The 12,379-nt window shown below is 60.8% G+C and carries 11 protein-coding genes and 1 pseudogene; 5 read left to right on the plus strand and 7 right to left on the minus strand.

Annotated features, from left to right (window positions below):
* Positions 1 to 24: 24 nt before the first annotated feature.
* Entirely contained in the window at positions 25 to 966 is a 942-nt protein-coding gene (locus tag ABH944_RS41410) for a GlxA family transcriptional regulator (RefSeq protein ID WP_404614683.1), read from the plus strand.
* 97 nt (positions 967 to 1,063) lie between these two features.
* Here the strand turns inward: ABH944_RS41410 and ABH944_RS41415 are convergent, their stop codons facing one another.
* The 3 genes from ABH944_RS41415 to ABH944_RS41425 form a co-directional block, all read right to left on the minus strand.
* The gene (locus tag ABH944_RS41415; protein ID WP_404614685.1) at positions 1,064 to 1,330 is read right to left on the minus strand and encodes a hypothetical protein; all 267 of its coding nucleotides are present in this window, start codon (positions 1,328 to 1,330) and stop codon (positions 1,064 to 1,066) included.
* Between the two features lie 188 nt (positions 1,331 to 1,518).
* Positions 1,519 to 2,709, minus strand: coding sequence for a pyridoxal-phosphate-dependent aminotransferase family protein (locus ABH944_RS41420; RefSeq protein ID WP_404614687.1), 1,191 nt, complete (start codon positions 2,707 to 2,709; stop codon positions 1,519 to 1,521).
* 312 nt (positions 2,710 to 3,021) lie between these two features.
* Positions 3,022 to 4,068 carry an AraC family transcriptional regulator gene (locus ABH944_RS41425; protein WP_404614689.1) on the minus strand — a complete coding sequence of 349 codons (1,047 nt, stop codon included), beginning with the start codon at positions 4,066 to 4,068 and terminating at the stop codon, positions 3,022 to 3,024.
* A gap of 204 nt (positions 4,069 to 4,272) precedes the next feature.
* Between ABH944_RS41425 and ABH944_RS41430 the strand changes: the two genes are divergently transcribed.
* Genes ABH944_RS41430 through ABH944_RS41445 form a run of 4 tightly spaced genes read left to right on the plus strand, consistent with a single transcriptional unit; the run spans position 4,273 to position 7,614 of the window.
* Positions 4,273 to 4,422, plus strand: a complete 150-nt coding sequence (locus ABH944_RS41430) for a hypothetical protein (protein WP_404614691.1) — start codon at positions 4,273 to 4,275, stop codon at positions 4,420 to 4,422.
* Complete coding sequence (locus ABH944_RS41435; RefSeq protein WP_404614693.1) at positions 4,419 to 5,963, plus strand: flavin-containing monooxygenase; 1,545 nt, start codon at positions 4,419 to 4,421, stop codon at positions 5,961 to 5,963. The genes ABH944_RS41430 and ABH944_RS41435 overlap by 4 nt, the downstream gene beginning before the upstream one ends.
* 24 nt (positions 5,964 to 5,987) lie before the next feature.
* The gene (locus ABH944_RS41440) at positions 5,988 to 6,947 is read left to right on the plus strand and encodes an alpha/beta fold hydrolase (RefSeq protein ID WP_404614707.1); all 960 of its coding nucleotides are present in this window, start codon (positions 5,988 to 5,990) and stop codon (positions 6,945 to 6,947) included.
* 13 nt (positions 6,948 to 6,960) lie between these two features.
* The gene (locus ABH944_RS41445; RefSeq protein WP_404614695.1) at positions 6,961 to 7,614 is read left to right on the plus strand and encodes a TetR/AcrR family transcriptional regulator; all 654 of its coding nucleotides are present in this window, start codon (positions 6,961 to 6,963) and stop codon (positions 7,612 to 7,614) included.
* A 22-nt stretch (positions 7,615 to 7,636) separates the two neighbouring features.
* Here ABH944_RS41445 and ABH944_RS41450 read toward each other — a convergent pair whose 3' ends face one another.
* From ABH944_RS41450 to ABH944_RS41465, 4 genes and pseudogenes are all read right to left on the minus strand, one after another.
* Entirely contained in the window at positions 7,637 to 9,289 is a 1,653-nt protein-coding gene (locus tag ABH944_RS41450) for a GMC family oxidoreductase (protein WP_404614697.1), read from the minus strand.
* A 50-nt stretch (positions 9,290 to 9,339) separates the two neighbouring features.
* Positions 9,340 to 10,761 carry a coniferyl aldehyde dehydrogenase gene (locus ABH944_RS41455; protein ID WP_404614699.1) on the minus strand — a complete coding sequence of 474 codons (1,422 nt, stop codon included), beginning with the start codon at positions 10,759 to 10,761 and terminating at the stop codon, positions 9,340 to 9,342.
* An 84-nt stretch (positions 10,762 to 10,845) separates the two neighbouring features.
* Positions 10,846 to 11,253 (minus strand): annotated as a pseudogene (locus ABH944_RS41460) (AMP-binding enzyme); the annotation flags it as partial.
* 287 nt (positions 11,254 to 11,540) lie between these two features.
* Positions 11,541 to 12,185 (minus strand): TetR/AcrR family transcriptional regulator, encoded by a 645-nt coding sequence (locus ABH944_RS41465; RefSeq protein ID WP_404614701.1) that lies wholly within the window; start codon positions 12,183 to 12,185, stop codon positions 11,541 to 11,543.
* Positions 12,186 to 12,379 lie beyond the last annotated feature (194 nt).

A 12,379-nucleotide genomic window follows, 5' to 3' on the forward strand; every position in this document is an offset into this window, starting at 1 on the left:
CTTTCCCGGCGTGCAGGAGGCCATGTGAGAACGATCGGAATCATTGTTTATCCCGACTTTCAGGTGCTGGGGCTGGCGGTCTCGACCGTTTTCGAATTTGCCAATTCAACTGCCGCGCAACCCGCCTACGCGGTGCAGTTGTTGTCGGAACACGGCGGCGCGGTGCGTTCCTCGTCAGGCTTCGGCATTGCGACCGCCAGTTTCAAGGGCAGCGAATTCCACACGCTGATCGTCACCGGCGACAACACGGGCACGCCGCACTCCGCCGGCGTGGCTGCATTTCTGCGCGACGCGCTGAAGACATCGCAACGCATTGCCGCGACCTGCACAGGCGCGTTTGTGCTGGCCGAGGCGGGGCTGCTGGACGGCCGCCGCGCTACCACGCACTGGTTCTATGCCCGGGCGCTTCAGCGGGCGTATCCAAAGGTCAAGATAGAGGAGGACCGGATTTTTATCGTCGATGGACCGATCTGGACGTCCGCCGGCGCGAGTGCCGCGATCGACCTTGCACTGGCGCTTGTCGAGAAAGACCTGGGCACGGATATAGCGCGGCTCGTGGCTAAAAAACTGGTGGTCTATCATCGGCGCGCCGGTGGCCAGTCGCAGTACTCCGCGCTGCTCGAACTCGACGCGAAATCGGATCGGGTGCAGACCGCGCTGACCTATGCAAAGTCGAACCTGACCGCAAAACTGTCGGTTGAAGAGCTGGCAGAAGTTGCCCACCTCAGCCCGCGCCAGTTCAGCCGGATCTTTACCGGCGAGACAGGACAGTCGCCCGCCCGGGCCATAGAAAATCTGCGTGTGGAAGCCGCTCGCCTGATGATGGAAGCAGGACGGCATTCAGTCGATGTCGTCGCACGCGAGAGTGGTTTCGGCGATCGTGAACGGATGCGGCGCGCGTTCCTGCGTGCGTTTGGACAGTCGCCGCAAGCCATGCGGCGAATGACGGAATCGCAGCTGGTTTGATCAGCGGCCGGTGGATCATGCCCGCGTTGAAGACGCGTTAAGAAGCATGCAGACACGGCCGTTGAATCAACAAGAATGACCGTGCCTGCGGCTGAAGTTATACCGCCGGCGCCAGCTGTGTGAGTACGGTCGTCATGCTCATGGCTTGCTGGTCACTATCTGAAATTCCCGCGTCCTGGGCTGCCTGGGCCAATTGAGCATTGGTTAGTCCGGCAAGGCCGTCAAAACTATGACGGACAATGGTGGCGGTCATGACGGGACTGGTCCGTAACTCCCAGGTCCTGTCTTCAACAAGCCGTCGAAGCATATATTCACGAGCAGCCGTTTTCGCGGCAAGAATGCCGCGCGCTTGTTCTTCTGTCATGGTGTTCTCCCCGAGTGTGCCCTCGTTTTATAGCAACGCGGCGCGCTCCCGGCGGTTCGGAAGAACACACTTGGATTCATTCTTTTTCAAGGCGTACTCCCGAGTCCGAAGCAATGGTCTTCTGCGGGCCGGCAACCAGCGATAGCCGTATCCCGATCAACCCGAAGAAGACCTGCGTGCCCGCGTCTTCAGTCCAACGCCAGCCGTGCGATCGCGCGCTCAACCCCGCCGCGTCCGAACGGAACACCCTGCACGGTCATGGCGGCTTCGACGCCCCCGAGGCATCCAAGGATCATTGCGGGGTTGATGTCGCCGAGATGCCCGATACGGAATGCACGGCCCGCGAGTGGTCCGAGGCCACCGGCAATAGCAACTTCGAAGCGCTCGCGTGCAACGCTGCGGATTGCTTCCGGATCGATACCCTCGCTCACCTCGATCGTCGTCACCGACACCGAACGCGCCGCCGGCACCTCGCAGAAAAAGCGCAACGCGCCACCCTCGCTCCAGCATTGCACCGCGGCTTGCACCGCTTCGGCCAAGCGCCGATGGCGTTCCAGCACCTCGGCCAGGCCTTCGCGGAAGATCAGCCCCAACGACGCCTCCAGCCCGGCGATCAGGCTTTGCGGCGGCGTGCCGCAAAACTTGCGGTACGACAGCGGACTTTTGCGCCGCTCCCAATCCCAGTAGAAACGCGGTGTGGAATTGCGGCGCGAGACTTCCATTGCCGTTGCGTCCACCGCGACGAACGCGAGTCCCGGCGGCACCATCAACGCCTTCTGGCTGGCGCCGAGGACTACGTTGACGCGCGTTGCATCCATGGCGAACGGCGCGGCTGCGAGCGATGCCACCACGTCGACCACGAGTAGCGCCGGGTGATCGGCCCGGTCCATCGCCGCCCGCATGGCGGGTAGATCATTGGTGATGCCGCTGGCGGTGTCCGTGTGAACGATAAAGACCGCGACGATCTCGCGTTTCACATCCTCGCGCAGCACGGCTTCCACGTCCGCCGGATCGATAGGTCGGCCCTGGACCCAGGGGGTACGAATCACACGGCCGCCCATTGCCTCGGTCTGCACGGCCCACGATTCCGAGAAGTGACCCGTGCCGGCCACCAGCACGGCCTGACCAGGAGCAACCACGTTGGCGATGACGGCCTCCCACGCGCCATGTCCGTTCGAGGCATAAAGAAAGACGTCGGCCTGCTCCGTCTGCAGCACTCGCTTGAGGCCCGCTTCACACGCGGCAATGCAGCGGTCCAGGCGCGGGTCAGCCAGGTCCATCGGCTGACGGCTCATTGCGTGCAGGACTTCATCCGGCACGCGGCTGGGGCCCGGCGAATGCAGGAAGCGATGACCGGGTAGACGTATGGAGTCGTTCATGCGATAAGGTTTCGAAAGGGCGGATGGTTACAGATAGAGATAGAGATAGAGATAGGGATTGAGTGCGCTTGAATGTGGTTGTCAGTCAATTTCATTGCACCCCTGGCTCATTGTTGGTCAAAAGATTCTACAGGGCTGCGCAAAGGCATGCACTTTCGATTCGCTTAGCCGGCGAATTCAAGGATGAGAAATTCTCGACGGCGGAACAAACTGCAAGGGCGTGGTGTCTTTTCCTTGTTCGATAATTGACCTGTCTATTCCGGTCTTTGATCAGGAATACACATTAGATTTAAATCAACCCGGCCGCTGATTTCAAGAAGGCGGAACCGGAACAGCACTCCGAACCGCTTTCCGATAAACATTGGGCGCCACGCCATGCCAGCGTTTGAAGGCTTGGGAAAATGTCGAGGAATCGCTAAAGCCGAGGCGGAACGCAATCTCCGCCATGCTGAGTTGCCGGTCCTTCAGCAGTTCTTCCGCCACTGCGCGGCGAGACTCCATCAGCAGCGTCCTGAATGACGTGCCCTCCTCCTTGAGGCGGCGCTTCAAGGTGCGTTCACTCACATTGACGATCCTGGCCATCGCAGCCAGATCGGGCAATGAACTGCCCGGCACGCTGAGGTATTGCCGGACGATCGTCGATGTCCCCGACCGTGCTCGCCGGCGCTCTATAAGCTCCGCACACATCTGCTCGCACATGGTCGCGGTGATCGGATTGGCTTGCGGCAGCCGCCGGTCCAGGTACGCCAGATCGAACGACAAACTGTTCATCTTCGCCCCGTAATACGGGGTCGCTCCGAACACACTGCGAGTCTTGCCACGCCGGGGATTCGTCCGGTTCGGCTCCGCCCTGAAAGTCAGCCGCTCGATCCTGAAATCCGGGCCGGCAACTTCGGCGAGCAGGACCGCCGCTCCCGCCATATCGCCTTCCACAAGGAACCGCGTCAGGTCGCGATCCAGGTCCGGCTCGCCAAATGTCAGCACACCCAGATTGCCTTCCTCATGGTACGAGATCAACGTGAACGCGAAGGTGAGCGGAATGAAACGAAGCGCGAGCGTCAGCGCATCTCGCATGGTCGCGCTGCTGATCAGGCCGTAGCCCCACACGCCGTAAGCGGAGAAGCTATGCCGAAGCCCCAGTTCAATGCCGAGTTGATCCGGTGCACCCGTCAGCTTCAAGAGGTTGCTGATAACGCGAAGCTCCTGCGCGGCCAATAGTTCGGCATTGGGATCATCGAGTTGCGTAAGCGCAAGGCCGCTTCCCTCAAGCAGCGTGGCGGGCGAAAAGCCCTTCGAGCGAGCGTAGTCGACCAGTAGCCGGGTGCGTGCAGGGCCACGTCTGAAGTCCCAGAAACTCATCAGGAGAAACCCTTAAAAAGAGAAATTTGGCCCAAATACTAAAACACCTGTCCCGTTGCACCATTGGTGTATTCCCGCTGCAACCGCACCATGCATTTCAACTGGACCGGCATTCAGCGCAGCCGGAGAACCTGCACGCCCACACACGGCACGCAGGATTTCGCTATTGAAAATGCTTACGGGTGGGTGGCAAGGAACATGTTGATGAAAAGCTTTGAAGGGAAAGTCGCCGCAATCACCGGCCAGATCTATCTGCTGTGGTTTCATCGCAAGATGCAGGAACGTGGTCCAATGAAACCGCATTCGGCCCGCCCTGCCCAGGCCGCTTATTCAACGCCCAAGGACATTGCATGATGCCGGCTACTCACTCGTCTTCGCCCTCGTCACATCGCGATGTCGACTATGACGTGCTCATCGTGGGCGCCGGTTTGTCGGGCGTGGCCGCAGCGCATCACTTGCGCGAGCGCTGCCCCTCCGCCCGGTTCGCCATGCTTGAAAGCCGCTCCACAATGGGCGGCACGTGGGACCTGTTCCGCTATCCCGGCGTGCGCTCCGACTCCGACATGTTCACGCTCGGCTACAGCTTTCGCCCGTGGCATAGCGACAAGTCGATATCCGGCGGCCAGACGATCCTCGACTACATCCGGGACACCGCCCAAACATCCGGCATCGACAAGATCATCAAGTTCAATCACAAGGTGACCGGCGCGAACTGGGATTCGCAGGCCGCGTGCTGGGCGGTGCAGGTCAAGCGTACGGAGGGCAATGTCGAAATAGAGACGCGTTACACCTGCAAGTTCCTCTACATGTGCAGCGGTTATTACGACTACGACGAAGGTCACGCGCCGCGCTGGCCCGGCATGGAAGCGTTTAAGGGCCGCATAGTCCATCCGCAGCATTGGCCTGCCGACCTGACCTATGCGGACAAGCGCGTTGTTGTGATCGGCAGCGGCGCCACGGCGGTCACCCTGGTGCCGGCAATGGCGGACACGGCGCGGCACGTGACCATGCTGCAACGCTCGCCCACTTACATTTTCTCGCTGCCGGCGCGTGACAAATTCGCCAACACGCTGCGCAAATGGTTGCCGTCAACGCTCGCGCACAGGCTTATCCGCAGCAAGAATGTGCTGCTGACGATGTACCTGTACAACCGCGCACGACGCAAGCCGGAGGAGACCAGACAGTTGCTCATCAGGGCGGCGGGCAAGCAGCTGGGCCCCGAGTTCGATGTCGACAAACACATGACACCCCGATACAAGCCGTGGGACCAGCGCCTGTGTCTCGTGCCGAACGGAGACCTGTTCAAGGCGGTGCGCGCCGGCCGGGCATCGATTGCGACCGACGAAATCGAACGCTTCACCGAGACCGGTGTGCGGCTGCGAAGTGGCCAGCATCTCGACGCCGACCTCGTCGTTACCGCTACCGGATTGAAACTCAAGATGCTGGGCGGATCGGTGATCTCCGTTGACGGACGCCGGATATCCCTCGGAGATACGGTATCGTACAAGGGCATGATGTATAGCGATGTGCCGAATCTCGCGTCATCGTTCGGCTATACGAATGCTTCGTGGACCCTTAAGGCGGAGTTGATCGCGCAGTATGTGTGCCGGCTCGTCAATCACATGAAGGCAAATCATTACGATGTTTGTGTGCCGCGACTGAGGGACAACGAGGTGGGTTCGCTGCCCGCGGTCGACCTGAGCTCGGGCTACATCCAGAGAGCGTCGGGCATCCTGCCCAGGCAAGGACTTCACAAGCCATGGAAGTATCGTCAGAACTACCTGCTCGATCTTGCGTCGCTCAGGTTCGGCGCCTTGAGCGACGGTGTCATGCAATTCGAACGACGCCCCCCGACCACAGCCACGCTCAAGCGCGAAGCGCAAGAGCACGCATAAAAACAAGGTAAATACGTGACGCTGATCTTCCTGTCCATCATCGCCGTTGGCGTCATCGTGATCGCGGGCCTCGTCATTTTTTCGCTGTACATTGCACACCGCGTCGAACAGGCGCTGCCTCCGCAGGGCCGCTTCATCAACATTGGCGCGGACCGTATTCATTACGTCGAATACGGGAATGGGCCGCCTGTTGTCTTCGTCCACGGCTTGAGCGGGCAGTTGCGCAACTTCGCGTACCTGCACTTGAACGAGCTGGCGCAGACGCATAGGGTGATCCTCATCGACCGCCCAGGCTCGGGACATTCAACGCGAGGCGCAAGCTCGTCCGCCAGCATCCCGGCACAGGCCCGAACCGTGGCAATGTTCATTGACGCCATGGGACTGAACCAGCCGGTCCTGGTCGGACATTCACTGGGCGGCGCCATTGCGCTGGCAGTCGGCCTCAATCATCCGGACAGCGTCAGCCGGCTGGCGTTGATCGCCCCGCTCACTCACCTGGTCGAAGCTGGTCACGCCTTCGGCGGGCTGCTGATCCGGTCCCCGCTGGTCCGGCGGATCGTCGCGGTCACGGTGGCCATTCCGTTCGCTATCAAGGGAAGCCGCTCCATCATGGACATCGTGTTCGGTCCCGATAGCGTCCCCAAGGATTTCGCCATGAAAGGGGGCGGGTTGCTTGGCTTGAGGCCACGCAGTTTCTATGCGGCGTCGTCCGACCTGATGGCAATCGCCGACGAACTCCCGGCCATGGAAACCCGGTATGCAAGTTTGCGCCTGCCTGTGGACGTGCTCTACGGACGCGAAGACAGGATCCTGGACTGGCGGAGTCATGGCGAAGCGCTCAAGGCAAAGCTGGATAGAACAAATTTGCGACTGGTCGACGGCGGCCATATGCTGCCGGTTACAGCGCCGGCAGTGACCATGGAGTGGCTCCGGGAGATAGCCGGTGAACCGCTGACGACACCGGCGTCCCCGATCGCTCAATAGTCGCGATGACGACATGAACCGCGAACGTCTCACCCGCGAGCAAGCCCGCGAACAAACGCGCCAACGTTTGCTCGACGCCTCTCAAATCATCTTCACGAAAAACGGCTTCGTCGCGGGGAGCGTTGAAGAAATCGTATTGGCCGCAGGTTATACGCGTGGCGCGTTCTATTCGAATTTTCACAGCAAACAGGAACTGCTCATTTCGCTTGTCAAACGCGATCACCTTGCCATGCAGGCCGGCCTGCACGAGATCATGCAAGGGAAAACCACGCGTGAAGGCCTGGAAGACCGCGCGCTGCTTTTTTACAGCCACTTGTACCGCGACAACAAAAACTTCCTACTGTGGGTCGAAGCGCAACTGCTGGCGTCGCGCGACACGCACTTCCGCGTGATCTTCAATGCTTTCCTGCGCGAGAAGCTCGAGCAGTTAACTTTAAATATCCGCGAATTTTCAGCGCGTGCAGGCACGCCCTTGCCGGCGGAAACACTTGCGCTCGGGTTGATGGCGTTATGCAACGGCGTGCAGTTCTTCTATTCGCTCAACCCGCAAGCCGTGAGCGGGGAACTGGCTGAATCCGTTCTGGCGCACTTCTTCTCGCGCGTGGTGTTCGGACGTAGCATGCAGGTCATTGAACGGTCTGCACCGGTGCACCCCGCCGGCGAGTGATGGGTCGTTGGGCTCAGGATATTCACGCCCGCGCGTGAGCAGGGTCGCGATCGAGCGTGTCCACGGACTGCGGATACACACCTCCTGCACCCCTGATCATATCGACTGCCTTTTCAGCAATCATGATGGTCGGCGCATTCGTGTTACCGCCAATCAACGTCGGCATCACCGACGCATCGACAATACGCAGCCCCTCCAGACCTCGCACGCGTAGTTGCGAATCCACTACCGCATGAGCGTCCTGCCCCATCCGGCAAGTGCCGACCGGGTGATAAACGGTGTCGGTGCGCCGTTTCAACGCATCGCGAATCTCATCATCCGTGTTCACGTTCGCGGTAAACAAGTCCTTCGTGACCCATTCAGCAAGAGCCGGTGCTTGCATCAGCCGGCGCGTGAGCTTGAATCCCGCCACCATGTCGTCGAGATCGCGAGGGTCGTTGAAGAACGCCGGGTCGATGCGGGGTGGATCTCGAGAGTCCCTGCTCTGGAGTGTCACCTCCCCGCGGCTTCGCGGCCGCAGCAGACATACATGGCATGAAAATCCATGGCCCAGGTGCAACGTACGTGCGTGGTTATCCGCCAACGCCACAACAAAATGAAGCTGGACGTCGGGCGTTGCCAGGTCCGGTCGTGTCTTGAGGAACGCGCCGCCTTCGGCGTAGTTGGACGTCAGCGCCCCACGGCGCGAACGGCGAAAGCGCAGGATTTCCCGCAGCAAACGCGCGCTACCGCGCAACGAGATGCCCAGCGTGTCGAGGCTACGAGTCCGGAAGCCGAAGATGAAGTCAGGATGATCCTGCAGGTTCTTGCCCACACCCGGCAAATGCCGGACGACCGGAATCCCGAGCCGGCCGAGCTCCTGCGCATCACCCACGCCGGATAGCATCAGCAGTTGCGGCGTCTGCAACGCGCCCGCCGCCACGATCACCTCGCGGCGAGCTCGGATAACGCGGGTCTGGCCTCCCAGCGATACCTCAACGCCGACAGCGCGTGAGCCCTCGAAAATGATCCGTTGTACGTGAGCATGAGTCTCGACCGAGAGGTTCTTGCGCGTCGTCATATGCGGCAACAAATAGGCGCGTGCGGCGCTCCATCGCTCGCCATTCTTTTGCGTAACCTGATAGATCCCGACGCCTTCCTGCTCGGCGCCGTTGAAGTCGTCAGTGACGGGTAAGCCAGTCTGGCGCGCGGCCTCGAGATACCTTGCATGGAACGGATTATCGGTACGCAGGTCGCTGACCCAAAGCGGTCCATCGCGGCCATGCCATTCGTCTGTGATCCGCTCGTTGTGCTCGCTGCGCAGGAAGTACGGGAGCACGTCTTCATACGTCCATCCTTCATTACCCAGCGACGCCCAATGATCGTAGTCCGAACGATGCCCCCGCACATAGACCATCGCGTTGATGGCGGACGATCCACCCAACGCCTTGCCACGCGGCTGGTAGCCCTTGCGTCCGCCAAGGCCCGCCTGCGGAACGGTTTCGAATGCCCAGTTATTGATCCGGGTCGGCAACATGACGACGGCGGCGGCCGGGATGTTCACCAGTGCGCTACCCCCGCTCCCGCCCGCTTCAAGAACGCAGACCGTGACTGCGGGGTCCTCAGTCAGCCGCCCCGCGACGACACACCCAGCCGAGCCTGCGCCGATCACAACGAAATCGAAAACGTCGCTCATTCCGGTCTCCTGCCAGGTAGTCGGCGTGCGCCATGCCGCCGGCGTTTTGTTCACGTAATACGTTTGATCAGCCGCAACATCAGGTCGAAGGTCTTGCCGTAAGGGGGATGGAAAAGACGGGTGCCGTTCAGGCGCGTCTGGTAGAAAACAGGTTTCTCCTTGCTGAAGGTACGAAAGCCCCATTCGCCGTGGTAAGCACCCATGCCGCTCGGGCCAACGCCGCCGAAAGGCTGCGCTTCCTGCGCCAGATGCCACAGGCAGTCGTTGATCGTGACACCGCCCGACACCGTTTCGTTCAGCACCCGGTCGCGATTGACCGTGCTCCGGCCGAACCAGTACAGAGCGAGCGGCCGGTCGCCCCGGTTCACCCTGGCAATGGCTTGATCCAACCCGTCGTATTCGATAATGGGCAGCAGCGGTCCAAAGATTTCCTCGCGCATCAGACGCGAGTTCGCGGCCGCGCCGACCACCAGCGTTGGCGGAAATTTGCGCGTGGTCTCGTCAAAGTGTTCGCGACCCGGGTTCACTTCGACAATGCGCGCACCGCCATCGCGTGCTTCCTGCAGTAACGCAAGCAGCCGCTCGCGATGCCTCGTGCTGATGATCGCCGTATAGTCCGGGTTGGAGATCAGCGTGGGATAGAGGCGCGTAATAGCCGCCTTGAGTTGATCGGCAACGCTGTCAGCCAGACCCGCCGGCACGAGAAGATAGTCCGGAGCAATGCAGGTCTGGCCGGCGTTCAGGAACTTGCCGTAGGCAATGCTCGCCACGGCGGCAGGGATGTCGCAGGAGGCATCGAATATTGCGGGCGATTTCCCGCCGAGTTCGAGCGTCACCGGCGTAAGGTTTGCTGCCGCGGCCTGCGCGACCTGCCCGCCGACGTGGGTCGATCCGGTAAAAAACAGGTGATCGAACGGCAGGCGGGTAAATGCCTCCCCCACGTCCACGCCGCCGTTCACTACGCTCAGTTCATCCAGCGCAAACGAAGCGCCGACCAGATGGTCCAGCAACTCGGAGAAACGGGGAGTCAGTTCGGAGGGCTTGAGAAGCACCCGGTTGCCCGCGGCAAGGGCCGCCAGCGCCGGACCCAACGATAGTTGAATCGGATAGTTCCACGGCGATACGATCCCGATCACACCAAGGGGCTGCCGAAGCAGACGGTTGAAGCCTGGCCGGAAGTGCAGGCTGGTCGCGACCCGCTGCAGACTCATCCAGTGCTTCAGGTGTTTGCGTGCGTGGCGGATTCCCGCACGCACGACGAACAACTCGGCGATCCGCGTTTCATGAGCGGACCGGCCGCCGAAGTCGGCGTCGATCGCGCGCACGAAGTCGCTTTCATGATTCTCCGTCAACGCAAGCAGCCGGTTCAGCCGGTCCATGCGAACGTGCAGCAGCGGATTCGATTCCGCCGCGAATGCCTGGCGTTGCGCTTCGAAGCGTTCTTCCAGGAAAGAAGGCGGGCTGACCTGCATGGACTGTTTCCTGTATTTGGATTGACGCCAGCTTACCCCGCTTGATATCGGCTTGGTATCAACTTGGTATCGGCTTGGTATTGATCAGGCAGTTGCCGGTTGAGGACGCCCGTGGTGCCCTTTGAACTGCTCGCGTAACTGATGCTTGACCACTTTCCCTGTGGCGCCGATCGGAAACGCATCGACAAAGACCACATCATCCGGAACCTGCCACTTCGCCACGCACCCCTCGAAGAAAGCCAGCATTTCACCCGTGCTCAGCACGACGTTTGACTTTGGAACAACCACAAGCAACGGGCGCTCGTCCCACTTCGGATGGGGTACCCCAATACATGCAGCCATTGCCACGCCCGGATGCGCCATGGCGACGTTCTCTATGTCAATCGAACTGATCCATTCGCCGCCTGACTTGATGACGTCCTTGGCCCGATCCGTGATCTGCAGGAAACCGTCTGCGTCGATGGTCGCAATGTCACCGGTGCGAAACCAGCCGTCGTCCAGATTCTCGTGGTCCTGCATGTTTCCCAGCATTGCTTTCCTCCGGCCGCCCTGAGTGGCAGCTCATCCGGCTACATGGTGTCGTCGGGACGGTCATACACCAATGGCGTAACGGGACACTTGCTTTAGTATTCGGGCCAAAATCCGTGGTCTAGGGGTATCTCCCCATGAGCGTGGGCCTTCACTGCGTTGCCGCGGTCAGAGCGTCCAATGCGATGGGACGCATTGTCTCGGCCACTGTGTGTACCCCTCGTCCGTTCGTGAATTGGCGACGCGCAGTTCTATCCGCGTGGACCGCCGCCGTCACGTTGAGCGACCGCTCGCATGCCGGCCAGCGCGATCGTGGAATAAAGATCAGCGACTTCGTCGAGGGGTTTGACGCCCGTCTGCATGACATCGACAGCGCCGGACATGGCGGCGAGCAGCATGCGGGTCACTATCTCCGCGAGCGTCGCGTCGAGGCCGGTCTCAGTGACGATCATCGCGGCCCAGTCGGCAACCGCGGCGTTGAGAATCGTGCTCGCGTAGTGCTCATGCGGTCCCTCGCAGTAAAGCAAGCGGCGCAGCAACGGCCCGCGCTCGGCGATAGTCGCGAGCCATAAGCGCGTATTGACTCGCAAGCGTTCCTCGAAGCTCGTGATCGCGGGAAGCTCTTGATGAACGCGTTGCCTCATGACCTCGAACTCACGTTCAACGAGCGCGCCTATGAGGTCGTCGCGGTTCGTGAAGTATCGATAACCCAGCCGCTTGTCGACATTGGAGCGCGCCGCCACGGATTCCATGCTCACCGCCGACACCCCGCTCTCGACAATGATTTCCGCCGCCATGTCGAGAAAGCGTTCGCGCCGTTCAGCGCCGCTCAGGCGGCTGCGAGGCACATGGTCGGGATCGGGTGAGGCGGAGTTGGTCTTCACATCGGTTGCCATTGTTGAGTTCTCTCCAGCAGGAGATCGTTGGGGTGCAATCTGCAGCGATCAACCATGCGCGGCCGGCAGGCTTCATGAGTTCACCCAAACGAGCCGGGCCGAGGGTGTCCCGGATTTTGTGTAAACGGGTTTTCGTTTAACGCGGCGACATCCGGTCTTCGAACTGGATAGTGAAGCGGTTTAGGGCCGCCTTC

It is taken from the genome of Caballeronia udeis (assembly GCF_044909315.1).
Taxonomy (GTDB): domain Bacteria; phylum Pseudomonadota; class Gammaproteobacteria; order Burkholderiales; family Burkholderiaceae; genus Caballeronia; species Caballeronia udeis_A.

What these genes read in the sequence shown, in the direction of transcription:
- ABH944_RS41415 (WP_404614685.1), bottom strand. Translation starts at nt 1,330, where the DNA reads ATGACAGAAGAACAAGCGCGCGGCATTCTTGCCGCGAAAACGGCTGCT.
- ABH944_RS41420 (WP_404614687.1), bottom strand. Translation starts at nt 2,709, where the DNA reads ATGAACGACTCCATACGTCTACCCGGTCATCGCTTCCTGCATTCGCCG.
- ABH944_RS41425 (WP_404614689.1), bottom strand. Translation starts at nt 4,068, where the DNA reads ATGAGTTTCTGGGACTTCAGACGTGGCCCTGCACGCACCCGGCTACTG.
- ABH944_RS41430 (WP_404614691.1), top strand. Translation starts at nt 4,273, where the DNA reads ATGAAAAGCTTTGAAGGGAAAGTCGCCGCAATCACCGGCCAGATCTAT.
- ABH944_RS41435 (WP_404614693.1), top strand. Translation starts at nt 4,419, where the DNA reads ATGATGCCGGCTACTCACTCGTCTTCGCCCTCGTCACATCGCGATGTC.
- ABH944_RS41445 (WP_404614695.1), top strand. Translation starts at nt 6,961, where the DNA reads ATGAACCGCGAACGTCTCACCCGCGAGCAAGCCCGCGAACAAACGCGC.
- ABH944_RS41450 (WP_404614697.1), bottom strand. Translation starts at nt 9,289, where the DNA reads ATGAGCGACGTTTTCGATTTCGTTGTGATCGGCGCAGGCTCGGCTGGG.
- ABH944_RS41455 (WP_404614699.1), bottom strand. Translation starts at nt 10,761, where the DNA reads ATGCAGGTCAGCCCGCCTTCTTTCCTGGAAGAACGCTTCGAAGCGCAA.
- ABH944_RS41465 (WP_404614701.1), bottom strand. Translation starts at nt 12,185, where the DNA reads ATGGCAACCGATGTGAAGACCAACTCCGCCTCACCCGATCCCGACCAT.